The organism is Rhodococcus sp. PSi06 (assembly GCF_054960675.1).
The window spans coordinates 132,394-156,448 of the sequence record NZ_JBHNYO010000003.1; the positions used below are offsets into that span (position 1 = coordinate 132,394).

At 63.7% G+C, this 24,055-nt stretch carries 24 protein-coding genes; 12 read left to right on the forward strand and 12 right to left on the reverse strand.

Features of this window, described 5'->3' with window-relative positions:
• Nucleotides 1-31: 31 nt before the first annotated feature.
• The 7 genes from ACFI9K_RS05335 to yhjD all read left to right on the forward strand — a co-directional run bounded on the left by ACFI9K_RS05335 (nucleotide 32) and on the right by yhjD (nucleotide 6,223).
• The gene (locus tag ACFI9K_RS05335; protein WP_462662552.1) at nucleotides 32-1,462 is read left to right on the forward strand and encodes a DUF4153 domain-containing protein; all 1,431 of its coding nucleotides are present in this window, start codon (nucleotides 32-34) and stop codon (nucleotides 1,460-1,462) included.
• Nucleotides 1,463-1,502: 40 nt separating this feature from the next.
• Nucleotides 1,503-1,787: a DUF6412 domain-containing protein gene (locus tag ACFI9K_RS05340; protein ID WP_462662553.1), complete on the forward strand. Its 285-nt coding sequence runs from the start codon at nucleotides 1,503-1,505 to the stop codon at nucleotides 1,785-1,787.
• Between the two features lie 61 nt (nucleotides 1,788-1,848).
• Complete coding sequence (locus ACFI9K_RS05345) at nucleotides 1,849-2,193, forward strand: DUF6412 domain-containing protein (RefSeq protein ID WP_462662554.1); 345 nt, start codon at nucleotides 1,849-1,851, stop codon at nucleotides 2,191-2,193.
• Between the two features lie 63 nt (nucleotides 2,194-2,256).
• Entirely contained in the window at nucleotides 2,257-3,159 is a 903-nt protein-coding gene (gene yidC, locus ACFI9K_RS05350) for a membrane protein insertase YidC (protein WP_462662555.1), read from the forward strand.
• Nucleotides 3,160-3,230: 71 nt separating this feature from the next.
• Entirely contained in the window at nucleotides 3,231-4,037 is an 807-nt protein-coding gene (locus tag ACFI9K_RS05355; protein ID WP_462662556.1) for an exodeoxyribonuclease III, read from the forward strand.
• 41 nt (nucleotides 4,038-4,078) lie between these two features.
• The gene (gene trpS, locus ACFI9K_RS05360; RefSeq protein WP_462662557.1) at nucleotides 4,079-5,119 is read left to right on the forward strand and encodes a tryptophan--tRNA ligase; all 1,041 of its coding nucleotides are present in this window, start codon (nucleotides 4,079-4,081) and stop codon (nucleotides 5,117-5,119) included.
• 84 nt (nucleotides 5,120-5,203) lie between these two features.
• Nucleotides 5,204-6,223, forward strand: coding sequence for an inner membrane protein YhjD (yhjD, locus tag ACFI9K_RS05365; protein WP_462662558.1), 1,020 nt, complete (start codon nucleotides 5,204-5,206; stop codon nucleotides 6,221-6,223).
• A gap of 25 nt (nucleotides 6,224-6,248) precedes the next feature.
• Here the strand turns inward: yhjD and ACFI9K_RS05370 are convergent, their stop codons facing one another.
• Complete coding sequence (locus ACFI9K_RS05370) at nucleotides 6,249-7,556, reverse strand: D-alanyl-D-alanine carboxypeptidase family protein (protein WP_462662559.1); 1,308 nt, start codon at nucleotides 7,554-7,556, stop codon at nucleotides 6,249-6,251.
• A gap of 235 nt (nucleotides 7,557-7,791) precedes the next feature.
• Here ACFI9K_RS05370 and ACFI9K_RS05375 point away from each other — a divergent pair, with 235 nt between their 5' ends.
• Nucleotides 7,792-8,997 (forward strand): acyl-CoA dehydrogenase family protein, encoded by a 1,206-nt coding sequence (locus ACFI9K_RS05375; RefSeq protein ID WP_462662560.1) that lies wholly within the window; start codon nucleotides 7,792-7,794, stop codon nucleotides 8,995-8,997.
• Here the strand turns inward: ACFI9K_RS05375 and ACFI9K_RS05380 are convergent.
• Genes ACFI9K_RS05380 through ACFI9K_RS05395 form a run of 4 tightly spaced genes read right to left on the reverse strand, consistent with a single transcriptional unit; the run spans nucleotide 8,981 to nucleotide 12,661 of the window.
• Nucleotides 8,981-9,973 (reverse strand): Gfo/Idh/MocA family protein, encoded by a 993-nt coding sequence (locus ACFI9K_RS05380; RefSeq protein WP_462662561.1) that lies wholly within the window; start codon nucleotides 9,971-9,973, stop codon nucleotides 8,981-8,983. The genes ACFI9K_RS05375 and ACFI9K_RS05380 overlap by 17 nt on opposite strands.
• On the reverse strand, nucleotides 9,970-10,860 hold the full coding sequence (locus ACFI9K_RS05385; protein WP_462662562.1) for a sugar phosphate isomerase/epimerase family protein: 891 nt from the start codon (nucleotides 10,858-10,860) through the stop codon (nucleotides 9,970-9,972). The genes ACFI9K_RS05380 and ACFI9K_RS05385 overlap by 4 nt, the downstream gene beginning before the upstream one ends.
• A complete protein-coding gene (locus tag ACFI9K_RS05390) occupies nucleotides 10,857-11,864 on the reverse strand; it encodes a Gfo/Idh/MocA family protein (RefSeq protein WP_462662563.1) in 1,008 nt (335 codons plus the stop codon). The genes ACFI9K_RS05385 and ACFI9K_RS05390 overlap by 4 nt, the downstream gene beginning before the upstream one ends.
• A complete protein-coding gene (locus ACFI9K_RS05395) occupies nucleotides 11,864-12,661 on the reverse strand; it encodes an SDR family oxidoreductase (protein WP_462662564.1) in 798 nt (265 codons plus the stop codon). Before ACFI9K_RS05395 ends, ACFI9K_RS05390 begins: the two co-directional genes overlap by 1 nt.
• A 77-nt stretch (nucleotides 12,662-12,738) precedes the next feature.
• On the opposite strand from ACFI9K_RS05395, the gene ACFI9K_RS05400 reads away from it, so the two are divergent.
• A complete protein-coding gene (locus tag ACFI9K_RS05400) occupies nucleotides 12,739-13,770 on the forward strand; it encodes a LacI family DNA-binding transcriptional regulator (protein WP_462662565.1) in 1,032 nt (343 codons plus the stop codon).
• 46 nt (nucleotides 13,771-13,816) lie between these two features.
• Here ACFI9K_RS05400 and ACFI9K_RS05405 read toward each other — a convergent pair whose 3' ends face one another.
• The 5 genes from ACFI9K_RS05405 to sdhC all read right to left on the reverse strand — a co-directional run bounded on the left by ACFI9K_RS05405 (nucleotide 13,817) and on the right by sdhC (nucleotide 18,542).
• Nucleotides 13,817-14,989 carry a phytanoyl-CoA dioxygenase family protein gene (locus tag ACFI9K_RS05405; RefSeq protein WP_462662566.1) on the reverse strand — a complete coding sequence of 391 codons (1,173 nt, stop codon included), beginning with the start codon at nucleotides 14,987-14,989 and terminating at the stop codon, nucleotides 13,817-13,819.
• Nucleotides 14,990-15,199: 210 nt separating this feature from the next.
• Nucleotides 15,200-15,979: a succinate dehydrogenase iron-sulfur subunit gene (locus ACFI9K_RS05410; protein ID WP_462662567.1), complete on the reverse strand. Its 780-nt coding sequence runs from the start codon at nucleotides 15,977-15,979 to the stop codon at nucleotides 15,200-15,202.
• A gap of 1 nt (nucleotide 15,980) precedes the next feature.
• Nucleotides 15,981-17,732: a succinate dehydrogenase flavoprotein subunit gene (gene sdhA / locus ACFI9K_RS05415; protein ID WP_269607528.1), complete on the reverse strand. Its 1,752-nt coding sequence runs from the start codon at nucleotides 17,730-17,732 to the stop codon at nucleotides 15,981-15,983.
• 16 nt (nucleotides 17,733-17,748) lie between these two features.
• Nucleotides 17,749-18,201, reverse strand: coding sequence for a succinate dehydrogenase hydrophobic membrane anchor subunit (locus tag ACFI9K_RS05420; RefSeq protein ID WP_027496419.1), 453 nt, complete (start codon nucleotides 18,199-18,201; stop codon nucleotides 17,749-17,751).
• Nucleotides 18,201-18,542 carry a succinate dehydrogenase, cytochrome b556 subunit gene (gene sdhC / locus ACFI9K_RS05425; protein ID WP_462662739.1) on the reverse strand — a complete coding sequence of 114 codons (342 nt, stop codon included), beginning with the start codon at nucleotides 18,540-18,542 and terminating at the stop codon, nucleotides 18,201-18,203. Before sdhC ends, ACFI9K_RS05420 begins: the two co-directional genes overlap by 1 nt.
• Nucleotides 18,543-18,877: 335 nt before the next feature.
• Between sdhC and ACFI9K_RS05430 the strand changes: the two genes are divergently transcribed.
• Entirely contained in the window at nucleotides 18,878-19,291 is a 414-nt protein-coding gene (locus ACFI9K_RS05430; RefSeq protein WP_462662568.1) for a cytidine deaminase, read from the forward strand.
• Complete coding sequence (locus ACFI9K_RS05435) at nucleotides 19,284-20,567, forward strand: thymidine phosphorylase (protein ID WP_462662569.1); 1,284 nt, start codon at nucleotides 19,284-19,286, stop codon at nucleotides 20,565-20,567. The genes ACFI9K_RS05430 and ACFI9K_RS05435 overlap by 8 nt, the downstream gene beginning before the upstream one ends.
• A 9-nt stretch (nucleotides 20,568-20,576) precedes the next feature.
• Here ACFI9K_RS05435 and ACFI9K_RS05440 read toward each other — a convergent pair whose 3' ends face one another.
• The gene (locus ACFI9K_RS05440) at nucleotides 20,577-21,944 is read right to left on the reverse strand and encodes an aspartate aminotransferase family protein (protein ID WP_462662570.1); all 1,368 of its coding nucleotides are present in this window, start codon (nucleotides 21,942-21,944) and stop codon (nucleotides 20,577-20,579) included.
• On the reverse strand, nucleotides 21,941-22,405 hold the full coding sequence (locus tag ACFI9K_RS05445) for an Lrp/AsnC family transcriptional regulator (protein WP_462662571.1): 465 nt from the start codon (nucleotides 22,403-22,405) through the stop codon (nucleotides 21,941-21,943). The genes ACFI9K_RS05440 and ACFI9K_RS05445 overlap by 4 nt, the downstream gene beginning before the upstream one ends.
• Nucleotides 22,406-22,547: 142 nt before the next feature.
• On the opposite strand from ACFI9K_RS05445, the gene ACFI9K_RS05450 reads away from it, so the two are divergent.
• Nucleotides 22,548-24,053 carry a gamma-aminobutyraldehyde dehydrogenase gene (locus ACFI9K_RS05450; protein WP_462662572.1) on the forward strand — a complete coding sequence of 502 codons (1,506 nt, stop codon included), beginning with the start codon at nucleotides 22,548-22,550 and terminating at the stop codon, nucleotides 24,051-24,053.
• Nucleotides 24,054-24,055: the final 2 nt, after the last annotated feature.

Sequence of the window (24,055 nt, forward strand, 5' to 3'; positions counted from 1 at the left end):
TCCATGCCCTGATCACGGAAGAGGAAAAGCTATGAGCACCATCGAGATTCCGGTTCGTCGCCGCACATCGAGAGGGCATTCGCCGTGGGGGCCTCGCACCTGGCCTGTCCTTCGGTACTCCCGAGCACCTCGCACTGCGCTGATCGGCGCTGCGCTCACCGGCCTGGTCGGCGTGATCGTGCTGGGCCGCAGCACCTTCGGTGTGGTGATCACTGCACTGGCTTTCGTGGCGGTGGTGCTCGCAGTGCGCCGCGGGACCCTCTCAGTGTGGGAATGGGTGGGTGTCGCGGGGGCTGTGGCACTGGCAAGTGTCTCGGCGCTACGAGCAGCCGAGTGGATAGTGGCCATGTCGACTGCGCTCACCATCGTCGTCGGGACGGTGGTGCTCTCTCGCGCATGGACATGGACGGGTATTGCCCTCGGCGCATTACTTCCGGTGTTGCTGCCGATGCGCGTTGCTCGCTGGACTCGACGGGGAGCGGCATCGGTCGATTTCGAGGGTCCCCGTCCGGTGCGGATGGGCGTGGTCGCTGTTGTCACGGTGATGCTCTGCGTCGTGTTCGCCGCCCTCTTCAGCGCGGCGGACCAGCGGTTCGCGGACGCACTCGGCGCAGTCACTCCGGAGTTCGACGTCGAATCGACCGTGGGGCGGACCGTGATCTTCGTGCTCACGTCGGTAGGTGCGCTCGCTGTGGCCTACCTGGCATGCAATCCGCCGAGGTTCGATCGGCTCGCACCGTTGCAGCGTCGTACGGTTCGGTTGTGGGAGTGGGTCATTCCACTGGGCGCGGTGGTCGTGTTGTTCACGGTGTTCGTGGGTTTCCAGGTGCCAACCCTGTTCGGCGGTCAAGGGCATGTGCTGACCACAGTGGGTCTGACGAACGCAGAATATGCACGGCAGGGTTTCTGGCAGTTGCTCACCGTGACGGTCTTGACCTTGCTCGTCATTGCGGTCACCGTGGCAAAAGCCGAACGCGCCGCCCGACGCGACCGAGTTGCGTTGCGTTCTCTGCTGGGCGTGCTCTGTGCGCTGTCGTTGGTGATCGTGGCGTCGGCTCTGCATCGAATGTCGCTGTACGAGGCGCAGTACGGGTACACCACGCTCAGGTTGTTCGTCACGGCCGTCGAGTGGTGGTTGGGTTCGGTATTCGTGCTGCTGCTCGCTGCGGGTGTGCGAATGTCGGGTCGCTGGCTTCCGCGCGCAGTGGGCGTGGGCGCGGTGCTCACCGTGCTTGCCTTGGGGGCCCTGAATCCCGATGCCTACATCGCCCGCCACAACGTGGAACGATTCGAGCAGAGCGGTCGCATCGATACGTTCTATCTGGGTGGGTTGTCGTCCGACGCCGACGCCGAGCTCGATCGACTTCCCGACTACATTCGACCGTGCGTGCAGGCCAGGGGCCCGGTGTTCACCGGCGACACGTGGCACCTGTGCACAGACCCGTCGGTATCTGTACCCTGAGCAACGAATCGGATCGACATCACACGCGAGAGGTGGGGAGATGGGCTACCAGAACTTCGTCGTCACCTCGCTGCTTCTGTTGTCGCTATTGTTGACGACCCCGGCCGGAACGGCCGACATTGCGCTCGTTCTCGTTGCGGCACTGGCGGTCTTGATGGTGCTGGCGCACCGTGTCGATGCCCTGACGCTGCTTCGCCGGCTGCCGAACGTAGGACCCACCACCGAGGAACGTCATCTACGAGGTGCGTTCCGGCGTCAGCATCGCCCGGATGCCCCGGGACGTCCGCAGCCGAGAGCGCCCGGTGCCCTGGTGGGGGCACTCTAATTTCGAGTTCCCCCACGCCTTCGCACTCCGTTGTCCGCGAAGCGCCCACAAGGAACCGAAGATGCTCGAATCTCGATCCCACGCCTGCCGCCTGACTTTTCGGCGCCACGCAACCACATTCCTCGGCGTCGTTGCCGTCCTGCTCGTCGTCTTCACCGTTGTCGACACTCAACCTGCCGCCCAGATTGCGATGTTCGGTGCGTTGTTGGCGGCATCGCTGCTGACCCTCGGAGCGACGATCGATCCGGCCGCGATCGCGCCGCTGCCGACGTGCACCGGCGATACGGACGATCGACGACGTCGAGGGTCCTTCCGTCGGCAGGAGCACCCAGATACTCCGGGCCGTCCCATGCCCCGAGCGCCCGGTCCGGTTTCCGGACCGGATGGGTGGCTCGAATTGCTCTGAGCCACTGCGAGATCCGGTCGAGACGCCAGTCGACCGACTTCTCTCACAGTGAGGTGCTCCACCATGCTCGATTTCGTCTATTACCCCGTCTCCGCGGTGCTGTGGTTCTGGCACCGAGCCTTCGGCTTCGTGCTGGGCCCCGACAACGGCTTCGCCTGGGCGTTGGCAGTGATCTTTCTGGTCTTCACGTTGCGTTCACTTCTGATCAAGCCGTTCGTCGGTCAGATCCGATCTCAGCTCGTCATGAAGAAACTTCGACCCCGGATCGAGGAAGTGCAGAAGAAGTACTCCGGGGACAAAGCGCGGCAGGCCACCGAGATGCGCAAACTACAGCAGGAACACGGATTCAACCCCCTCATGGGATGCCTCCCACTGCTGGCGCAGGCCCCTGTATTCATCGGTCTGCTGCACGTCTTGCGATCGTTCAACCGAACGGGAACCGGATTCGGGCACCTCGGTATGGCGGCACAAGAGAATGCGAACACCGCGAACTACGTTTTCAGTGCTTCCGACGTGCAGTCCTTTCTCGACGCACGGCTCTTCGGCGCACCGATTTCGGCAGCGATCAGCAGCTCCCGCGAGGTGCTCGAAGCCTTCGGTCCGTTCGGGGGAGTGCCGTCGGTGTGGAGTATCGCGTTCGTTGCGGTGCCGTTGATGATCGTCGCTGCGATCGCCACGCATCTGAACTCCCGGGCATCGATCGCCCGTCAAGACGGCGCGGCCGCGGACAATCCGCAGACGGCGATCATGAACAAGCTCACGCTGTGGGTGTTTCCGGCCGGGGTGCTCGTCGGCGGATCGTTGCTACCCGTCGCGGTGCTGCTGTACTTCACGAGTAACAACATCTGGACCTATGTCCAACAGCACGTCGTCTACCGGCGAATCGATCGTGAACCGGTGGTGGTGCCGGAGGTGACATCGACGGTCACCGCGCCGAGGCCCGGGGCCAAACCCAGACGTCGCTGACAGGTCTGCGGACGTGCCACCGACGGACGGCGACCTGCCGTCTGTCGGTGACCTCCGCTACGGTCGTCGGCGTGCCGATCACAATTTCCACAGTCAACGTCAACGGAATCCGCGCTGCAGCCCGAAAAGGCATGCTGCCGTGGTTGGAGGCCACCGATGCCGACGTCATCTGCCTGCAGGAGACCCGCGCCAACGACGGGGAACTGACCAAGGCCCTGGCTCCGGCGCTCGATGCGGGGTGGCACCTGGCCTCGGCCGAACCGTCGGCCAAGGGACGCAACGGCGTGGCGTTGCTCTCGAAGGCGGCACCCGATGCGATTCGCGTCGGCATCGGCGCTGTCGAGTTCGCAGACTCCGGCCGCTACATCGAAGGCGACTTCGGGGACGTCACGGTGGCAAGCCTGTATCTGCCGTCGGGCGAGGTGGGTACCGACCGCCAGGACGAGAAGGAACGCTTCATGGCTGCGTTCGCGAAGTTCCTGAGCAAGTCGGCCAAAGCAGCGAAGACCGAAGATCGGGACGTGGTGGTGTGTGGGGACTGGAACATCGCCCACACCGAGGCCGATCTGAAGGCGTGGAAGACGAACCGCAAGAATTCGGGATTCTTGCCGGAGGAGCGTGAGTGGGTCTCGCAGCTGCTTGCCGAGAAGGCCCCGTGGACCGATGTTGTCCGAGCGCTGCACCCGGAGGTCGAGGGGCCGTACAGCTGGTGGTCCTACCGCGGGAAGGCGTTCGACAACGACGCCGGTTGGCGCATCGACTACCAACTGGCAACGAGTGACTTGGCCGAGCGTGCCAAGGAAGCGATCACCGAGCGCGCCGAGGCCTACGACCAGCGATGGTCGGATCATGCACCGGTGACAGTGCGCTATCGCTAGGCGAGAGCCAGGTGTTCGGGGGTCCGTGAAAAGATTGCGGCATGTCTTCTCCCGACTCCATCGACACTCCGCAGGGTCCGCGTCGGCGGGTGCTCTCGGGCATCCAACCGACTGCCGATTCGTTCCATCTCGGTAATTACCTGGGTGCGGTGCGGAACTGGGTGGAGTTGCAGGACGAGTTCGACGCGTTCTACTTCATTCCGGATCTGCACGCCATCACTGTTCCGCAGGATCCCAAGGAGCTGCGTCGTCGCACCAGAGTGGCTGCCGCGCAATTGCTCGCGGTGGGGATCGATCCGGAGAAGTCGACGTTGTTCGTGCAAAGCCAGGTGCCCGAGCATGCGCAGTTGGCGTGGGTTCTGAACTGCATCACCGGGTTCGGCGAAGCAGCGCGGATGACGCAGTTCAAGGACAAGTCTGCCAAGCAAGGCAACGATCACACCAGCGTCGGTCTGTTCACTTATCCGATTCTGCAGGCTGCCGACATCCTGCTCTACCGTCCCAATCTGGTTCCGGTGGGCGAAGATCAGCGTCAACATCTGGAGTTGACCCGCGATCTGGCACAGCGATTCAACACTCGGTTCAAGAAGACGTTCGTCGTCCCTGATGCTCACATCGTCAAGGGCACCGCGAAGATATTCGATTTGCAGGATCCCACCTCGAAAATGAGCAAGTCCTCGTCGAATCCGGCGGGCATCGTCAACATCCTCGACGATCCGAAGGTGTCGGCAAAGAAGATTCGTTCGGCGGTGACCGACAACGAGCGCGACATCGCGTTCGATCCGGTGAACAAGGCCGGGGTCAGCAATCTTCTCGTCGTTCAATCTGCGCTGTCCGGCGCGAGCATCGAGGATCTCGTGGCCGGATATGCGGGTAAGGGATACGGCGACCTCAAGTCCGACACCGCAGATGTCCTCACCGAGTTCGTCGTTCCGCTTCGTGAACGAATGGACGGCTTCATGGCCGATGTGGCCGAGCTCGATCGGATTCTTGCGGCAGGGGCGGAGCGCGCCAGAGAAGTGGCGAGCAAGACGCTGGCTCAGGTGTACGACCGGGTGGGTTTCCTGCCTCCCGGCGCATAGCATCGACGACACACCGGGTTTCGCAGTGCAGCGATGCGGCGACACTCTCCGACAGCGGCCGACGACAGCGAGAAGGTGAGCGCGATGCCCGATTTCAAGGCCATGCTCGACGACCGGCGCGCCCGGTGGCCCTGGCTGGACCATACCGTCGTTGCGGCGCAGCGTTATCAAGGTCAGAAGGGTGACTACTACGCGGCCGGTATGACGTATTTCAGTGTGCTGGCGCTGTTTCCACTCCTGATGGTCGCGTTTGCGATCGCCGGTTTCGTATTGGTGAATCAGCCCGAGTGGCTTGCCCAAATCCAGTCCGAAATCGCCCAGAACGTGCCGGGGAGCTTCGGCGAGACGATCAGTTCCCTGATCGAGACGGCCATCGAATCGCGTACGAGTGTCGGCATCATCGGCTTGCTCGGTGCTCTCTACGCCGGTCTCGGATGGATCGCCAACCTGCGAGAAGCATTGACGGCCATGTGGGAGAGCCAGCACGAGCAGGGCGGCTTTCTGGCCACCAAGGCCAAGGATTTCGCTGCGTTGATTGGGCTCGGGACCGCCTTGGTTCTCTCGCTCGCCCTGTCGGCTCTGGCCGGCGGCGGCATCATGCGCAGCATTCTCGAGTGGGCGAATCTCGACTCCGTACCGGGGGTGGGAATCGCACTGCGCGTCTTTTCGGTGCTCCTCGCATTGGCGGGTACCTGGGCCCTGTTCACCTGGGTGATCTCACGCCTACCGCGCGAACCGGTGTCGTGGCGCAGCGCGGCGAAGGGTGCGCTGCTGGCCGCAATCGGGTTCGAGATCTTCAAGCAACTCGGTGCCCTCTACCTGGCGTCGGTGACCAGCGGCCCGGCGGGCGTCGTGTTCGGACCCATCATCGGTCTGTTGGTGTTCGTGTTCACGACATCACGGCTGGTGCTCTTTTCCACATCGTTCGCCGCTACGACTCGCGAAAGCCTCGCCGAAGCCCACGTTCCGGCACCGGAACCCGCGGTGATCAACACGAGAGTCGAGGTCAGCGACGGACCGGGAGTGACCGGCGGGCTGGCACTGGTGGGTGCGGGAGTCCTTGCTGCGGTCGGAGTCGCGGGACTGCGCAACCGGCGTCGCTGACAGTCTCGCGAGTACCTCTACCCGATCAGCGGTTGCGCGACAGCCGTCGAGCGCCCCACAGCAGCCCGATCACCACGATCGCGCCGATGACACCGACGCCGATGCGGACCACGGTGTCGCCCTGGGCTTGCATCTCGGACTGGCGGGAGCTCGACCCCGATGCCGTTGCCGGCGGCTGAGCGAGAGTCGGCGTTGCCTCGCTGGTGCGCGTACTGGTCACTGCGGACGTCGTCTGCGGTTCGACGAGATCACCGACGGTGTCGTTCGGACCCAGGCCGAAGCCGTAATCCAGCAGTCGGGCCGCCTGCTCCCACGGACGAATCGGCAGCACGTCACCCTTCATGATCGTCACCACGAGGCGTCGACCGTCTCGCTCGGCACCGGCGACGAAGGTCTGGCGCGCGTCGTCGGTGTATCCGGTCTTGCCCCCGAGAGAACCCTCGTAGTTGTACAGCAACTGATTGTCGTTGGAGAGTGCAAAACCAGGCCGGTCCTGGTCTTCCGGTATCGCGGGATCTTTGGGGTAGCCGGGAAACTGCACGGTCTCGGTCGAAATAAGTTGCGCGAAGGTGGGTTTCTGCATCGCCGCGCGGAAGATGAGGGCCAGATCGTAAGCGGAGGTGGACATCCCCGGGCCGTCGAGACCGGACGGCGTGGCGGTACGTGTGTCGAGGGCACCCAGCTCTGCGGCCTTGGCGTTCATCTTGTCCACGGTGGCGGCGTCCCCGCCCATCTGTGTCGACAACGCATGCGCCGCATCGTTTCCCGACGCCATCACCAGGCCCTGCATCAGCTGCAGATTCGAGTAGACACCGTTCTTGCCGATCCCGACGGCACTGCCCTCGGCGTCGGCGTCCTCGGCGGTCGCGGTGATCTGGGTGTCCAAATTCAGCTCGTCCAGTGCGACGAGCGCGAGCAGTACCTTGATCGTGCTCGCCGGCCGGTACCGGCCGTGAGGATCCTTGGCGGCGAGAACTGCGCCGGAGTCCATGTCGGCCACCACGAAACCGGTGGCGGAGATGTCCGCAGGCAGTGGCGGAGCGCCGTCCGGCACCACGGCTCCGCACTCGGCCAGACGTTCGCCGCCCACCGCGTCCGCGGGGACCGGGAGTGGCTGCGGGACAGTGCTTCCGGGCTCCGGTACCTCGGACAGATCGATTGCGGGCGGTGGGGACGCAACGAACGGGCAGTCATCGGTGTCGGGTGTCGTGAACGGCGGCGTCGTCGTAACCGGCGGTTCGGCAGCGGGCTGCGCCAGGGCCGGGCCGGCACCGAGACCGACGACAGCGATCGATATCGCCGATACGGCCAGCGCACTTCTGATCCTTTTCATCGCGAATCACCATAGGCGCTTCGTGCCTCGTCGACGCGGCGACTCGCGCTCAGCGGACCGACACCTACCCACAGGGTGGTGTGGGGGTCCAGCCAGGACGGACCGATCATGCCGGGCAGGGGTCGTCCTTGTCACGGAGTCGTACAGCCGACCGGCGCATGCGTGAGAATCGGACGCGGTGGGTAGAACATGGGGAGAAGCACCCGACGAGGGGTGCCGGACGAAGGAGCCGACCATGAGTGAGCACGAGCCCCTCGGACCACTGGCGCCTGATTTCCTCGAGTCCGATTTCTACGGATATCAGGGCATGCTCGACGACCACGAGACCGAGGTCGTTCTGCGTACACGACGGTTTCTCCAGGACGAAGTAGCGCCGCGAGCCAACGAATTCTGGGAGAAGGCGAGCTCGCCGGTGCATCTGTTGCCCCTTCTCGCCGAGCTCGAGATCGCCGGTCTCGGGTATGCGTTCGACGATCGAAAGGCCTCGCGCAAGCTGCTCACCGGATGGTTGGAGATGGAGTTCGCGCGTGTCGATCCATCGACGGGGACCATGTTCAGCGTGCACAGTTCGCTGGCGATGAGCAGCATTTCGATTCTGGGCTCCGAGGAGCAACGTGCGCGGTGGTTGCCGGCAATGCGCCGGATGGAGATCATCGGTGCCTTCGGTCTGTCCGAACCGCACGGCGGATCCGACGTCGCCGGCGGACTCGAAACCACTGCCAGACTCGAGGGCGACCACTGGATCCTCAACGGTAGTAAGCGTTGGATCGGCAACGCCACCTTCGCCGACCTGACCATCGTCTTCGCCAAGGACGAGGCAGACGGCGAGGTCAAAGGTTTCGTGGTCGAGAAGCACTTCGAAGGATTCCGGGCCGAGAAGATCGAGGGGAAGTACTCCCTGCGCGCGGTGGAGAACGCGGACGTACATCTCGAGAACTGCCGAGTTCCCACGAGCAACAAGCTCGCCCATGCAAACTCGTTCGCCGATACCGCAAAGGTGCTTCGCCTGACCCGGGGCGGGGTGGCGTTCCAGGCGGTGGGCGTGATGATGGGCGCCTACGAGCGGGCCGTCGCCTACGCGCGCGAACGCGAGCAGTTCGGTTCTCCGATCGCCTCGTTCCAGCTGATTGCCGATCTCATTGCACGGATGACAGCGAACATCACCGCATCGCTCGGGATGGCCATTCGCGTGTCCCAGTTGCAGGACAACGGCGTCCATTACGACGAGCATGCAGCGCTCGCCAAGACGTTCTGCACGACGCGGCTGCGCGAAGTGGTGAGTTGGGCCCGAGAGATCATGGGCGGTAACGGAATTCTGATCGAGCACGACGTCATCAGGTTCTTTGCGGACGCAGAGGCGCTGTACTCCTACGAGGGCACCGCCCAGATCAACAACCTGATCGTGGGCCGCGGTGTGACGGGATTCAGCGCGTTCGTGTGATGCCGGTACGCGACGCCATTCGGACGACTCGGTCGATCATCTCCATATTCTGCACCGCGTCTTCGGCTCCCAGCGGTATCGAAGCGCCGTGCAGGATGTGGTTCGCGAATGCTTCGAGTTGGTAGGTGTAGGACGAGCGTCTACCGAGGTGCTCGGTTCTGCTGTCGCCGTCCACTGTTGTCGTCACGCGATCGTCCTCGTTCGGTTTGATGAAGTTGTGTGCCAACGCTTCTCCGCGTGTGCCGATGATCTTGATTCGGAAATCGTAGGCCGGTGCGGCCATGGAGCCGGTGACACTTCCCGTGACACCGCCGGGGAATGCCAGATCGACGTCGAAGGCGGTGTCCACTCCGGACGGATGGAGCGTGAGTCCGGCTGCCGTGACGCTCGGCCGGCCGCCGGCCATCGATCCGAACAGCCGTTGCACATGAATGCCGTAGCACCCTAGATCCATCAAGGCACCGCCGGCCAAGTCGGGACGCCATCTGGGGTCGTCGTCGGCCGGGGCAGGCATATGGGTGATCGTTTCGATGCGACGTAGGTCGCCCAGGGTTCCGTCGCTCGCCAAATGCTGCAGGCGCTCGGTGACAGGGTGGAACATGTAGTGGAACCCCTCCACTACCGGGACTCCGGTTCGAGTCGCCGCTCGTCGAACCAGATCGGCCTCGGATGCAGAGCTCGCGGAGGGCTTCTCGGTGAGGACCGGTTTCCCGGCTCGAACCGACGCAAGATTCCACGGGGCGTGCATCGCATTGGCGAGCGGGTTGTAGACGACGTCGACCTCCGGATCGTCGAGGACGTCCTGGTAGGAGTCGAGAACTCGCTCCACTCCGTGCTTGTCGGCGAAGCTCTCCGCTCGTGTGCGATCGCGCGCTGCGCACGCGACCAGACGGTGACCGAGAATGCGAGCTGGTTCGACCAGCGCCTGTTCGGCGATCCGGGAGGCACCCAGTATGCCGATACGTAGTGCGCTCACAAGGGTGCCTCTTCACGCAACCGCACTATGTCACGCAAGAATTCGACACTGGCAACGACATCGCGAACCGGTCCCTCGTCGGACGGCTCCTCGGCCAGGATCGTGTCCTGTTCCAGTACGAACCAGCCCTCGAAACCTGCGTCGAGCAGCTGATTCACGACCGAGGAGATGTCGACATCGCCGGTGCCGAGCGGTGTGTACATGCCTCGAGCGACCGCCTCGGTATAGGTGAGCTCACCTGATTGCACCTGAGCGGCCAGTGGCAGAGATACGTCCTTGAGGTGGGCGTGGGTTATGCGATCGGACGCGACGGTCACCAATTCCACCGGATCGGTACCACCGATGAGTAGGTGGCCCGTGTCGAGACACAGTGGGATGCTCGATCCGTCGAGCACCCGAAATACTTCGTCGCGTTTCTCGATCATGGTGCCCACGTGTGGATGCAGGACGGCACGGATGCCTCGGCCGTCGGCGGCAGCATGCAGCCGATCGAGGTTGAGCAGCAACGTCGTCCATTGATCGTCGTTCAGCACCGGTCGTGAGTCGTAACCTTCGCTTCCGGTGGTGGCGGCGAGAACGAGAACCTCGGCATGGCTCGCGACGAACGCGTCGAGCAGTGGACCGATGCCAGGAACCGGGTCGTGATCTCGGTCGTGCAGCAGCACCGGAGCAAACCCTCCCACGCACGTCAGGCCGTAGCGGTCGAGAGTGCGTGCCAGTTCGGCGGGGTCGGCAGGGAGGAATCCCTCCGGTCCCACCTCCGTGGCCGTCAGTCCCGCGCCGCGCATCTCGGTCAGCACGCGGTCCGACGGAATTTGGTGGCCCCAGCCGGGAACCTCACACACTCCCCACGAGATAGGCGCTCCAGCAATACGAATGGCGCTCACGGACGTACCTCGTCGATCCGCACCGATCGGTGCTGTTGTAGGGACAGTGTTGCGGCCTCGGCGATCCACGCGACCTCCAAGGCATCATGGGCCGTGCACGGTGAAGGGATGTCGCCGGTGACGACGCTCAGGAAGGCAGACAGTTCGGCCCGGTAGGCCGACTCGAAGCGGTCCATGAAGAAGCTGTGTGGTGTGGAAGCAGGGAACGTTGCACTCGGCTCGAGGTTGCGCACCGGTACCTGCTGATCCCATCCGGCCACGACGGTATCGTCGCTGCCGTGCACTTCGAGGCGGCAGTCGTAACCGCGTCCGTTGTATCGAGTGTTGGATACGACGCCGAGCGTGCCGTTCTCGAAAATCATTGTCGTAGTTGCGGTATCGACGTCACCGACTGCCGAGAACTCGGGATCGCCCTGGTTCGACCCGGCCGCGTGAACTTCGACGACCTCGTGTCCGACCACCCATCGAACGATATCGAAATCGTGCACACTGCAGTCTCGAAAGATTCCGCCGGAGGTGGCGATGTACGACATCGGCGGGGGAGCAGGATCGAGGGTGGTCGAGCGGACGGTGTGTAATCGGCCGAGCTCGCCCGAGACAACAGCGGCCTTGGCGGCGACGAAGGCGGGATCGAATCGGCGGTTGTACCCGATCTGAACCGGCACGGAGCCGCCCGAGATTCGCTGCACCACAGCAAGACTCTCGGCCGCGGTGAAGGCAATGGGCTTCTCGCAGAACACCGGTATCCCGGCATCGACACACGCCAGAACCAGCTCCGCGTGCGCGGCCGTTGCCGCGGCGACAACAATCCCGTCGACCCCCGACGCGATCATCTCCGCCGCGGACGATGCCGCTGTGGCACCGACTCTGTGCGCCACCGAGGCGGTCACGACCTGGCGCTCGTCTGTGACGACGAGGCCGTCGACGCCATCGAGTGTGCTGAGTGTGTCGACGTGAAACGCGCCGATGCGTCCGAGTCCGATGACACCGATTCGCGATCCCATCAGTCCTGCCCTCCGATGACCGTTTGATCCCAGTCGATAACGGAGCCGGTGACTACTCCACTGCGAGAGGAGAGCAGGAGAACGACGAAGTCGGCGATCTCGTCGACTTGGCCGAGTTTGCCCATGGGCACACTCTCGTTCGCGGCGGCAGCCCAGTCGTCGTTGCCACCGTGGAAGCGCTTCTGTATCTCGGTCTCGCCCTCGGTTTCGGTCCAGCCGATGTTCAGCCCGTTGATGCGGATGCGATCCCACCGGTGCGCGTAGGCCGCGTTCTTCGTCAGACCGGCCAGTCCGGCTTTGGCCGCGACGTAGGGAGCGAGGAAGGATTGGCCGCCGTGCGCGGCAATCGAGATGACGTTGACGATGGTCCCGGCTGCGTTGCGCGAGACCATGTTCTGCACTGCAGCTTGCATCGTGAAGAAGGGGCCTCGCAGATTGACGCCGATGTGCTGATCGAACAACTCCGGAGTGGTGTCCACCAGCGTGCCCCGGGTGGTGAGCCCGGCGGCATTGCACAGAGCGTCTATTCGTCCGAACTCGTCCACCGTGCGCTCGACCGACCTACGAGCGGAGTCGGGGTCCGAGACGTCGGCCTCGATGAAGAATGTGGTGTGGCCGGCGGCGTTCAACTCGTCCTGCAACGCCGAACCGACGTCGACGCGTCGACCGGTGAAGGCGACTGCAGCACCCTCCCGTGCAGCGGTTCGTACGACGCCCGCTCCGACGCCTTGGGTTCCGCCACTGACGAGAACGACGCAGTTCTCGAGGAGGGGTGTGCCGGATAGGTAGGAATTCATGCGTTCAGTGTTGCGGCCGATGAGGTTATGATCAACCGTCAAAACCCCTCAAAAAAGCATCAGAGAACGAGGTCGACGTGAGGCACCGGTTCAAGGTCCGCGAGATCGCACAGCAGGCCGGTCTCAGCGAAGCCACGGTCGATCGTGTGTTGCACGACAGGCCGGGGGTGCGGCAGGACACCAGAGCCGAAGTGCAACAGGCGATCGCAGACCTGGACAAGCAGCGATCGCAGCTTCGCCTGAACGGTCGCAAGTTTCTGTTCGACGTCGTGATGCAGACGCCACCACGGTTTTCGGCCGAGTACCGTACGGCGATCGAGGCCGAACTGCCGATGCTCTCGCCTGCGCTCGTCCGATGCAGATTCCACTTTCGAGATACCGAATCGGTACCTGCGATGGTCGAGACCCTCGGAAAGCTCGTCGACCGTGGCACCCACGGAGTGATCCTCAAAGCCCCGGACGATCCCGACGTCGCTCAGGCGATCGACGCCGTGGTCGGTGCCGGCGCGCCGGTGGTGACATACGTGACCGACGTACCGGCCTCGAACCGCCTCGGGTACGTCGGTATCGACAATCGTGCGGCGGGTGCCACGGCAGCGTTTCTGGTCGATCAGTGGCTCGGGGACGTGAATCGAGAAGTATTGATCACTCTGAGCAGCAATACCTTTCGTGGCGAAGAAGAACGCGAAATGGGATTTCGAACGACTCTGCGCACCCTTGCGGCAGAGCGGGGTGCGGGATTCGGACGGACCGTCGTCGAGCTGGCCGGCACGGACGGTCTGGATGCGACCGTCGAGTCTCTCGTCCTGGACGCTCTAGGCCGGAACCCGGCGATCGAGGCCGTCTACTCGATCGGGGGCGGAAACACTGCGATCGTCAGGGCGTTCGAAGCGGCAGGGCGCCGGTGCCGGGTGTTCATCGGCCACGACCTCGACGAGGACAATCGAGTACTGCTGCGGTCCGGGGCGGTGTCCGCAGTTCTGCATCACGAACTACGCGCCGACGCACGACTGGCCTGCCGGATGATCATGCAAGCACGGGGCGCACTGGACGGCGTGGTCAACGAGGCCTCGCGGATCCATGTTCTGACCCGCTACAACAACGGGTGACCTGTCGAGACCGGAGTGGTCCGAGCTCCGGTCACGACAGGAGGGTTCAGATGCGCCTGCGCCGTTCCTGAGCGTCGAGCAGGGTCGTCAACTCGCGCGCAGGCATCGCGGCGTCGACGGCGCGCGCGACGAGTTCGGCCTGCGTCTCGCCCGCCAGGCCGGTCGTCGGTCGGTCTCGATCGAGGTTGGTGGGGAATGCGTATCCTTCGGCCGACGCCGCAATGACGTTCCCGACGAAGGCTGCGCTGCTGCTCGAGGCCATCCGCAGCAGAGACGGATAGATGGCCTCGACTATTGCTTTGCGGTCGACCGTGTCGATCGCGCGACCGAATGCAGACGAGACCTGCAACAGATTCGCTATTCGACGAATGCCTGCCGAGGTGTTGTGTCCGGCAGCATGGAACAGTGCCGGATTGAAGAAGACGGCGTCGCCGACCCGAAGTGGCAGTTGAATGTAGTTCTGCGCGAAGTACTCTCGAAATTCGGGCAGGTTGAAAGCGATGTAGCCCGGTTCGTACCGCTGCGAGAACGGTAGGTACATGGTCGGTCCGCTCTCGAGCGGCATGTCACAGTGTGCGACGGCTCCCTGCAGAGTCAGGGCAGGCGACAGGCGGTGCACGTGCGCCGGGAATGCAGCGGCGGTGTCGACCGACATGAATCCCAGGTGGTAGTCACGATGAGGATTCTGGGCTCGACCGCCCGGGTTGACGACGTTGATCGAGGATGTCACCTGGTAAATCGGTCCCAACCAGGCCTGCGACACCAGTGCAAGTACTTCGTTGGCGTAGTACTCGGTGAACACCTCGGGTCGATCCACGGCCAGCTTCTGCAACGCCGACCAGACTCGGTCGTTGCTACCCGGCTTCGCGAAGTGGTCGCCCGAGTTCGTCCCTGCCGCATGCTGACCGGCGATGGTGTCCATGAAGTAGTCGGTGGCCTCGCTCAACCCGTGAGCCTCGGTGAACGCACCCTCGAACACGACGATGCCGGGCCCGGTGAGCAGGGCCTGGGCGAGCTCGTTCTGGACCGCCTCGCGAGTGGGTGCGTCGAGGCCTTCGACCGAGCGAGCGTCGTAGATCAGAACGTTCTTGCGCACGCTCGTCGCGTGTGGATAGTTCGCGAGGTCGACTTGCTCCGATACCGATTCACGGAACAGGTCGATGTCGCAGTCGTCCTTTCCGAGCCGGCCGGTCCGGGTTGTGCTCGTGTAGGTGGTCACGGTGGGTGTCCTCTCGATGGCCAGTTGACGGTCTGGCTTCGAGCCTGATCCCTTTCGACCTGCGAATCAACCCTCCTATTCCATCAGAAACCCCTCAACCTGTTCGAGCGCCACGATGGAAGCCGGCGGGACGACACACCGATACGACGAGAAAGCCCCCATGCAGACCGACTGCATGGGGGCCGCTGGGTTCCCGACCGGAACCAACGATCAGCGAGCGAAGAGCAACGCGCGCTTGACTTCCTGAATTGCCTTGGTCACCTGAATGCCACGGGGGCATGCGTCGGTGCAGTTGAAGGTGGTGCGGCAGCGCCACACACCCTCGACATCGTTGAGGATGTCCAGGCGCTCGGACGCACCCTCGTCGCGGCTGTCGAAGATGAACCGGTGTGCATTGACGATCGCGGCGGGGCCGAAGTAGCTTCCGTCGCTCCAGAACACCGGGCACGAGGTGGTGCAGCACGCGCACAGGATGCACTTGGTGGTGTCGTCGAACCGGGCGCGGTCCGCTGCGGACTGAATCCGCTCGCGGGTCGGCTCGTTACCAGTCGTCATCAGGAACGGCTTCACGGCGCGGAAGGCGTCGAAGAAGGGCTCCATGTCGACGATGAGGTCCTTCTCCACCGGCAGACCCTTGATGGGCTCGATGGTGATGTTCAGCGTCTTCGACGAGTCCTTGGGGAGCATGTCGCGCATCAGCACCTTGCAGGCGAGACGGTTGACGCCGTTGATACGCATCGCGTCGCTGCCGCAGACGCCGTGAGCACACGAACGGCGGAACGTCAGCGTTCCGTCCAGGTAGCCCTTGACGTACAGCAGGAGGTTGAGCAGACGGTCGGTCTCCAGGGTGGGGACCTGGAAGGTGTCCCACCGCTGGCCTTCACCGCTTTCGGGGTTGAAGCGCGCGATCTTGAGGTTCACCATCACCGCGCCCTCGGGCACTGGTGGCAGGTCGGCTTCGGACTTCTTGTCCAGGGTTGGTGCGCTCATATCAGTACTTCCGCTCCATCGGCTCGTAGCGGGTTTGGATTACCGGCTTGTAATCCAGGCGAATATCCGTCAGCAAACCTTCGCCCTCTTTGTAGGCCATGGTGTGCTTCATGTACTCGGCGTCGTTGCGCTCGGGGTAGTCCTCGCGGGCGTGACCGCCACGCGATTCCTTGCGATTGAGTGCTCCGACGACGGTGACCTCGGCCATTTCGAGAAGGAAACCGAGCTCGATGGCCTCGAGCAGGTCGCTGTTGTAGCGCTTGCCCTTGTCCTCGACGGTGATCTTGTTGTACCGCTCCTTCAGGGCGCGGACATCCTTGAGTGCCGTCTCGAGACGCTCCTCGGTGCGGAAGACCGAGGCGTTGTTGTCCATCGACTGCTGCATCTCGGTACGAATATCGGCTGCGCGCTCGTGACCGTGATCGGACAGGATGAGCTCGAGCCAGTCCTGCACCATCTTCGCCGGCTCCTCCGGGAGGGGAGTGAAGTCGACGGAGTTGGCGTACTCGGCCGCGGCGATGCCCGCACGACGTCCGAAGACGTTGATGTCGAGCAACGAGTTGGTGCCGAGGCGGTTGGCTCCGTGCACCGACACGCAGGCGCACTCACCGGCGGCGTACAGACCGGGGACGATGTCGGTGTTGTTGCGCAGAACCTCACCGTGAATCTTGGTGGGGATACCGCCCATCACGTAGTGACACGTCGGGTAGACGGGCACCGGCTCCTTGACGGGGTCGACACCGAGGTACGTGCGCGAGAACTCCATGATGTCCGGGAGCTTCTCGTCCAGCACCTCTTCGGGAATGTGCGTGACGTCGATGTAGACGTAGTCCTTGTTGGGGCCGCCGCCGCGTCCTTCGAGCACCTCGAGCACCATCGAACGAGCGACGATGTCGCGGGGCGCGAGGTCCTTGATCGTCGGTGCGTAACGCTCCATGAAGCGCTCACCAGACTCGTTGCGGAGGATGCCGCCCTCGCCTCGGACCGCTTCGGAGATGAGAATGCCCAGACCTGCAAGACCTGTCGGGTGGAACTGGTGGAACTCCATGTCCTCCAACGGAAGACCCTTGCGGAACACGATGCTCATGCCGTCACCGGTGAGAGTGTGCGCGTTCGACGTGGTCTTGTAGATCCGGCCCGAACCACCCGTGGCGAAGATGATCGACTTCGCGTGGAAGATGTGCAGCTCACCGGTGGAGAGCTCGTAGGCGATGATGCCCGTGGCGACGGGGCCGTCGTCGGTTTCGGTCAGGCACAGATCCAGTGCGTAGAACTCGTTGTAGAACTCGACGTCGTGCTTGACGCAGTTCTGGTAGAGCGTCTGCAGGATCATGTGGCCGGTGCGGTCGGCGGCGTAGCACGCGCGGCGCACAGGCGCTTTGCCGTGGTCGCGGGTGTGTCCACCGAAGCGACGCTGATCGATCTTGCCCTCGGGCGTCCGGTTGAACGGAAGGCCCATCTTCTCGAGGTCGAGAACGGCGTCGATGGCCTCCTTGGCCATGATTTCGACCGCGTCCTGGTCGGCGAGGTAGTCGCCGCCCTTGACGGTGTCGAACGTGTGCCACTCCCAGTTGTCTTCTTCGACATTGGCCAGAGCGGCGCACATGCCACCCTGTGCGGCACCGGTGTGCGAGCGCGTGGGGTACAGCTTGGTCAGTACTGCGGTGCGAGCGCGGGGTCCGGCTTCGATCGCAGCACGCATTCCGGCACCGCCTGCGCCGACGATCAGTACGTCGTAACGATGTTCCTGCATGTAAGCGTCAGTGTCCTTAGCTCGCCGAGATGTTGGGATCGAAGGTGAAGATGACGTACGTGCCGACGCCCATGATCAGGATCATCGACAGCACGAGCAACGTGGTCAGCCAGAATCGCGTCGAATCCTTGCGGGAGTAGTCCGCAATGATCGTGCGCAGGCCGTTGCCACCGTGCAGCTGCGCCAGCCACAGCATCGTCAGATCCCAGAACTGCCAGAACGGGCTGGCCCAGCGACCGGCGACGAATGCGAAGTTGATGCGGTGCACACCGTCGTCGAGCATCAACATGATGAACATGTGGCCCAGGACCAGCACGACGAGTGCCAGGCCGGAGAAGCGCATGAAGAGCCATGCGTACAACTCGAAGTTGCCCTTGCTCTGACGCCGCGGTGAACGCGGGTTGGCCAGGCTGGCTGGACGGTCGTAGTTCGTGCCGAGGACCTTCGCCTCGGGACCCTGCGTCGACATCAGTGACCACCCGCCGTGAACATGTTGTAGAAGATTCGTCCCGCGCCCGGGATCATGACGACCAGCCAGATGGCTGCGATGGCCCACAGCATCGGCTTCTGGAACTGAGGTCCCTTCGCCCAGAAATCGATCAGCATCACGCGGATGCCGTTCAATGCGTGGTACAGCACTGCCGCGACGAGGCCGAGTTCCATCAGTCCGACGAGCGGGGTCTTGTAGGTTTCGATGATGGCGTCGTACGTCTCGGGGTTGACCCGAACCATCGCCGTGTCGAGTACGTGGACGAACAAGAAGAAGAACGTCAACACGCCTGTTATGCGGTGCAGAACCCAGGACCACATTCCCGGGTCTCCGCGGTACAGAGACCGCTTGCGCTCCTTGACCGGAGCGGCTTCCGTGGTGCTACTCATCGAGTGCAATGCCTCCAACGTCGTTGGTGGACGCGTCGAGCCCGGTGGCCGGGCATATCCCTGGCTCGATTTGTCGCGATTCGGCCCTAGTGCTGGTTGTACTAGCCGCTTACTCGAAACTGTAAACCCATTCGAAACATGGAACTAATTCGACTCGAGGTTCGTATGCTGCCGAAATTCGGTGTTAGGTTTGCCTTCCCAATTCGGATTCGAAGTTCCGGGCAGATCTCTGCATCAATTCAGATGGCGTGATTGGATGGGTAACCATGGACCGAATCGACTGGAATACGTTGCGCGACAATGCTCATGAGGCAATGCGACGCGCCTATGCCCCGTACTCGAACTTTCCGGTGGGTGCGGCCGCTCTGGTGGACGACGATCGAATAGTCACCGGGTGCAATGTGGAAAATGTCTCATACGGTTTGGGCCTGTGTGCCGAATGCGGGCTGGTCTCGAACCTGCACTCGAGCGGCGGCGGCAGACTCGTGGCCTTCTCCTGCTGCGATTCTCGGCGTGAGATCCTCATGCCGTGCGGGCGGTGCCGGCAGTTGTTGTTCGAGTTCGGTGGACCGGATCTGCTCGTGGACACCACGTCGGGACCGCGTCGACTGGCAGAGTTGCTCCCGGATGCATTCGGTCCCGACAACCTCGACGAAGGACGCGTGAACAACCATGCCTGACGCCGTATCGATCATCAGCGCCAAACGCGACGGCCGTGTTCTCGACGACGAGCAGATCGAATGGGTGATCGCGGAGTTCACTCGCGGAACCGTCGCGCCGGAACAGATGTCGGCACTGGCGATGGCAATTCTGTTGCGCGGATTGTCCCGTCGAGAATTGAGTACGTGGACCGGCGCAATGATCGCCTCGGGTACGCGCATGGATTTCTCGTCTCTCCCGCTACCCACCGTCGACAAGCACTCGACCGGTGGTGTCGGCGACAAGATCACGCTGCCGTTGGCACCACTCGTCGCTGCCTGCGGGGCGGCGGTGCCACAGCTGTCGGGGCGAGGCCTGGGGCACACCGGCGGGACGTTGGACAAACTCGAGTCCATCCCCGGATGGCGGGCAGACCTCAGTGGGGAGGAGATGCGTCGCATCCTGGCGGATCCGGCGGTGGGCGCGGTGGTGTGCGCGGCCGGAGCCGATCTGGCTCCGGCCGACAAGAAGCTGTACGCGCTCCGGGACGTGACCGGAACCGTCGAGTCGATCCCGTTGATCGCCAGCTCGATCATGAGCAAGAAGATCGCCGAGGGGACCGGCGCGTTGGTGCTCGATGTGAAAGTCGGCGCGGGCGCGTTCATGAAGAACGTCGACGATGCACGCGAACTGGCAACCGCGATGGTCGAACTCGGAACGGATGCCGGCGTTCGGACTCTGGCGGTGTTGACCGCCATGGATACTCCGCTCGGCCTCACCGCGGGCAACGCGCTCGAAGTGCAGGAGTCGGTGGAGGTTCTTGCCGGCGGTGGGCCTGCGGACATCGTGGAACTGACGATCACGCTGGCGCGCACGATGCTCGCCGCAGCCGGCATCGAGGGAATCGACCCGGCCGACAAGCTGGCCGACGGCTCGGCCATGGACCGGTGGCGCACGATGATCGCCGCGCAGGGCGGCGACCCCGATGCGCCACTGCCCGTCGCCCGAGAGAGCCAGGACTTCACCGCGACGCGCGACGGCATCGTCTCCGGGTTGGACGCGATGGGTGTGGGACTCGCGGCGTGGCGGCTAGGAGCGGGTCGGGAACGTCAGGGTGAGCCGGTACAGAGCGCAGCCGGTGTACAGCTGCACGCCAAGCCGGGTGACCGAGTGCGGGCCGGCGATCGGCTCGCGACCCTCTACACCGACACTCCCGAACGGTTCGAGTACGCGCAGAAGGCACTCGAGGGTGCCTGGGAGATCGGCGACACGGCCGCGCGGCCCGGTCCCCTCGTCATCGACCGCATCGGGCAGTAGCGGTTTCGGTCAGATCAGGTTTCCTGCGTCCGTCAGCACGCTGCGCAGGATCTGTTCCATCTCGTCGAACTCTTTCTGCCCGCAGATCAGCGGCGGGGCCAGTTGGACCACCGGGTCGCCGCGATCGTCGGCGCGGCAGTACAGACCGGCGTCGAACAGAGCCGTGGACAGGAACCCGCGCAGGATGCGTTCTGCTTCGGCGTCGTTGAACGTTTCCTTCGTGGCCTTGTCCTTGACCAGCTCGATGCCGTAGAAGAAGCCCTCCCCGCGGACGTCTCCGACGATCGCGAGATCGTGCAGCTTCTCGAGCGTGGAGCGAAACGCCGGTGCCGTGTCTGCGACATGCGCGTTGATGCCCTCGCGCTCGAAGATGTCGAGGTTGGCCATGGCAACCGCAGCAGAGACGGGGTGACCGCCGAAGGTGTAGCCGTGGGCGAAGCTGGACGTACCGTCGTCGAACGGCTCGAACAGTCTGTCGGAGGCGATCATGGCCCCGATCGGGGAGTAACCCGATGTCATGCCCTTGGCGCAGGTGATGATGTCGGGAACGTAGCCGAAGTCGTTGCAGGCGAACATCGATCCGATCCGTCCGAATGCGCAGATCACCTCGTCCGAGACCAGAAGCACGTCGTAGCGGTCGCAGATCTCACGAACCCGCTCGAAGTACCCGGGTGGGGGAGGGAAGCAGCCGCCGGCATTCTGGACCGGCTCGAGAAACACCGCGGCAACCGAATCGGGGCCCTCGAATTCGATTGCCTCGGCGATGCGATCGGCAGCCCAGATTCCGAACGCCTTCGGATCGGTGTCCAGGGGAGCGGGCGCGCGGTAGATGTTGGTGTTCGGCACGCGAAACGCCCCTGGCGTCAACGGCTCGAACGGTTCCTTGAGTGCGGGAATTCCGGTGATGGCCAGCGCGCCCTGCGGTGTGCCGTGATACGCGATCGCCCGCGAGATCACCTTGTGCTTGCCCGGTTTGCCGACCTTCTTGAAGTACTGCTTGGCCAGCTTCCACGCGCTCTCGACGGCCTCGCCGCCACCGGTGGTGAAGAAGACTCGGTTGAGGTCGCCGGGGGCGTACCCGGCCAGGCGCTCGGCCAGTTCGACCGCCGGTTCCGTGACGTAGGACCACAGTGGGAAGAACGCCAATTCCTTCGCCTGCCGGGCTGCAGCCTCGGCCAGTTCTTCGCGGCCGTGCCCCACCTGGACCACGAACAGGCCCGACAGTCCGTCGATGTAGCTCTTGCCGTTCGAGTCCCAGATGGTCGAACCTTCACCGCGGGTGATGATCGGGGGAGTGACACCGGCACCGTGGCGGGTGAAATGGCCCCACAGATGCTTGGCTGCGGAGGCGTCGAGCTCGGCCGTCGTTCGTGTCATCGTGTTCCCCAATTGTATTGCTGCTTGACAAGTTTGAGATAGACCAGGGTTTCTGTACTGGTGACCGCATCCAGGCTGCGGATCTGCTTGTTGAGAATCTGCAGGAGGTGTTCGTCGTCCTCGCACACCACTTCCACGACGACGTCGAACGACCCCGCGGTGAGGACGACGTAATCGATCGCGTCGATGGCAGACAGTTCCTCGGACAATGCATGACTGTCCCCGGTGCACCTGATACCGATCATCGCCTGTCTCTTGAAACCGACCTGTACCGGATCGGTCACCGCGACGATCTGCATCACGCCGGAGTCGGTCAGACGTTGAACACGTTGTCGGACAGCGGCTTCCGAGAGACCGACTGCTTTGCCGATAGCGGCGTACGAGCGGCGCCCGTCCTCCTGGAGTTGTTCGATGATCGCCTTGGAGACGTCGTCGAGTGCGATGGGTGGCTGGTCGGGCATGCGTCGATCTTGTCACTGTCGCAGTGATGAACACAAGCCTCAGTCGATGGAATGCGTACAGATCGAGCCATTTTTCGGCAGAATCAGTTGTCCAGAGCCTCGAAACAGAGAGAATCAGTAGCGTCGACGGTACTGTGCAGGGATGGCGAACACTCCTGGATGTTGGATCGGCGGCCGCGCGGTGGACGGTACGGGTGGGCGATCGGCCGTCGACGATCCCGCGTCGGGGGCGGTGGTAACCGAAGTGGGGCTGGCGACGGCGGACGACGTCGATTCGGCACTGGCGCACGCTCGCTCGGCATTTCCGGAGTGGTCGGGTGCGACGCCTGCGCAGCGCAGCGCGGTCCTGACCGAACTGGCTCGCCTGGTTTCATCGGACGCCGAGAATTTCGTGGCCGAGGAAGTGGCGCAGACCGGCAAATCGGTCCGGCTGGCAACGGAATTCGATGTGCCGGGCAGCATCGACAACATCGAGTTCTTCGCCGGAGCTGCGCGACACCTCGAGGGCAAGGCGACCGCGGAGTATTCGGGTGAGCACACCTCGTCCGTACGACGCGATGCCGTCGGAGTCGTCGGGTCGATCACCCCGTGGAACTACCCGCTGCAGATGGCCGTGTGGAAGGCGATTCCGGCCCTCGCGGCCGGATGTTCCATCGTGCTCAAGCCCAGTGAACTGACTCCACTGACCACACTGCGTCTGGCGCGTCTCGCCACCGAGGCGGGTGTGCCCGACGGCGTGTTCAACGTCGTCACCGGGACCGGAGACGACGCTGGAGTAGCGCTGTCCTCGCACGCCGGACTGGACCTGATGACGTTCACCGGCTCGACCCCCGTCGGCAGGCGAGTGATGGCGCAGGCTTCCGTGAACGGCACTCGGGTCCAGCTCGAACTGGGCGGCAAGGCCCCGCTGGTGGTGTTCGACGATGCCGATCTCGATGCCGCGATTCACGGCGCGGTCGCCGGATCGCTGATCAACGGCGGCCAGGACTGCACGGCGGCCACCCGCGCCATCGTTGCCGAATCCCTCTACGACGACTTCGTCGCCGGAGTGGCCGAGCTGATGGGGCGTGTCGTCGTGGGAGATCCGACGGATCCGGCCACCGACATGGGTTCGCTGATCTCGATCGTTCATCGCGATCGTGTTGCGGCCATGGTGAACCGGGCCCGCGACGCCGGAGCCCGGATCGTCACCGGCGGCCGTGTACCGGAGGGCCGGGGTGCGTTCTACCCGCCGACCTTGATCGCCGATGTGGGGGAGCAGGACGAGATCTATCGCGACGAGGTATTCGGTCCGGTGCTCACGGTGTCGAAACATCACGGTGACGACGATGCGATCCGACGGGCCAACGACACCGCATTCGGGCTCGCCGCCTCTGCGTGGACGCGCGACGTGTACCGCGCCGGACGGGCCACGCGCGAGATCGCCGCCGGCTGCGTGTGGATCAACGATCACATCCCGATCATCAGCGAGATGCCGCACGGCGGATTCAGGGCGTCGGGCTTCGGCAAGGACATGTCCAGCTACTCACTGGACGAGTACCTGACGGTCAAGCATGTGATGACGGACATCACCGGTATCGCCCGAAAGCCCTGGCACCGAACAGTGTTCGCGGCCGCAGACACCCACGGCCGAGAGATCGTCCGGTGACC

Excerpts from the sequence above, each read along its gene's own strand:
- ACFI9K_RS05335 (WP_462662552.1), top strand. The coding sequence starts at position 32 with ATGAGCACCATCGAGATTCCGGTTCGTCGCCGCACATCGAGAGGGCAT.
- ACFI9K_RS05340 (WP_462662553.1), top strand. The coding sequence starts at position 1,503 with ATGGGCTACCAGAACTTCGTCGTCACCTCGCTGCTTCTGTTGTCGCTA.
- ACFI9K_RS05345 (WP_462662554.1), top strand. The coding sequence starts at position 1,849 with ATGCTCGAATCTCGATCCCACGCCTGCCGCCTGACTTTTCGGCGCCAC.
- yidC (WP_462662555.1), top strand. The coding sequence starts at position 2,257 with ATGCTCGATTTCGTCTATTACCCCGTCTCCGCGGTGCTGTGGTTCTGG.
- trpS (WP_462662557.1), top strand. The coding sequence starts at position 4,079 with ATGTCTTCTCCCGACTCCATCGACACTCCGCAGGGTCCGCGTCGGCGG.
- yhjD (WP_462662558.1), top strand. The coding sequence starts at position 5,204 with ATGCCCGATTTCAAGGCCATGCTCGACGACCGGCGCGCCCGGTGGCCC.
- ACFI9K_RS05370 (WP_462662559.1), bottom strand. The coding sequence starts at position 7,556 with ATGAAAAGGATCAGAAGTGCGCTGGCCGTATCGGCGATATCGATCGCT.
- ACFI9K_RS05375 (WP_462662560.1), top strand. The coding sequence starts at position 7,792 with ATGAGTGAGCACGAGCCCCTCGGACCACTGGCGCCTGATTTCCTCGAG.
- ACFI9K_RS05390 (WP_462662563.1), bottom strand. The coding sequence starts at position 11,864 with ATGGGATCGCGAATCGGTGTCATCGGACTCGGACGCATCGGCGCGTTT.
- ACFI9K_RS05395 (WP_462662564.1), bottom strand. The coding sequence starts at position 12,661 with ATGAATTCCTACCTATCCGGCACACCCCTCCTCGAGAACTGCGTCGTT.
- ACFI9K_RS05410 (WP_462662567.1), bottom strand. The coding sequence starts at position 15,979 with ATGAGCGCACCAACCCTGGACAAGAAGTCCGAAGCCGACCTGCCACCA.
- sdhA (WP_269607528.1), bottom strand. The coding sequence starts at position 17,732 with ATGCAGGAACATCGTTACGACGTACTGATCGTCGGCGCAGGCGGTGCC.
- ACFI9K_RS05420 (WP_027496419.1), bottom strand. The coding sequence starts at position 18,201 with ATGTCGACGCAGGGTCCCGAGGCGAAGGTCCTCGGCACGAACTACGAC.
- sdhC (WP_462662739.1), bottom strand. The coding sequence starts at position 18,542 with ATGTGGTCCTGGGTTCTGCACCGCATAACAGGCGTGTTGACGTTCTTC.
- ACFI9K_RS05430 (WP_462662568.1), top strand. The coding sequence starts at position 18,878 with ATGGACCGAATCGACTGGAATACGTTGCGCGACAATGCTCATGAGGCA.
- ACFI9K_RS05435 (WP_462662569.1), top strand. The coding sequence starts at position 19,284 with ATGCCTGACGCCGTATCGATCATCAGCGCCAAACGCGACGGCCGTGTT.
- ACFI9K_RS05440 (WP_462662570.1), bottom strand. The coding sequence starts at position 21,944 with ATGACACGAACGACGGCCGAGCTCGACGCCTCCGCAGCCAAGCATCTG.
- ACFI9K_RS05445 (WP_462662571.1), bottom strand. The coding sequence starts at position 22,405 with ATGCCCGACCAGCCACCCATCGCACTCGACGACGTCTCCAAGGCGATC.
- ACFI9K_RS05450 (WP_462662572.1), top strand. The coding sequence starts at position 22,548 with ATGGCGAACACTCCTGGATGTTGGATCGGCGGCCGCGCGGTGGACGGT.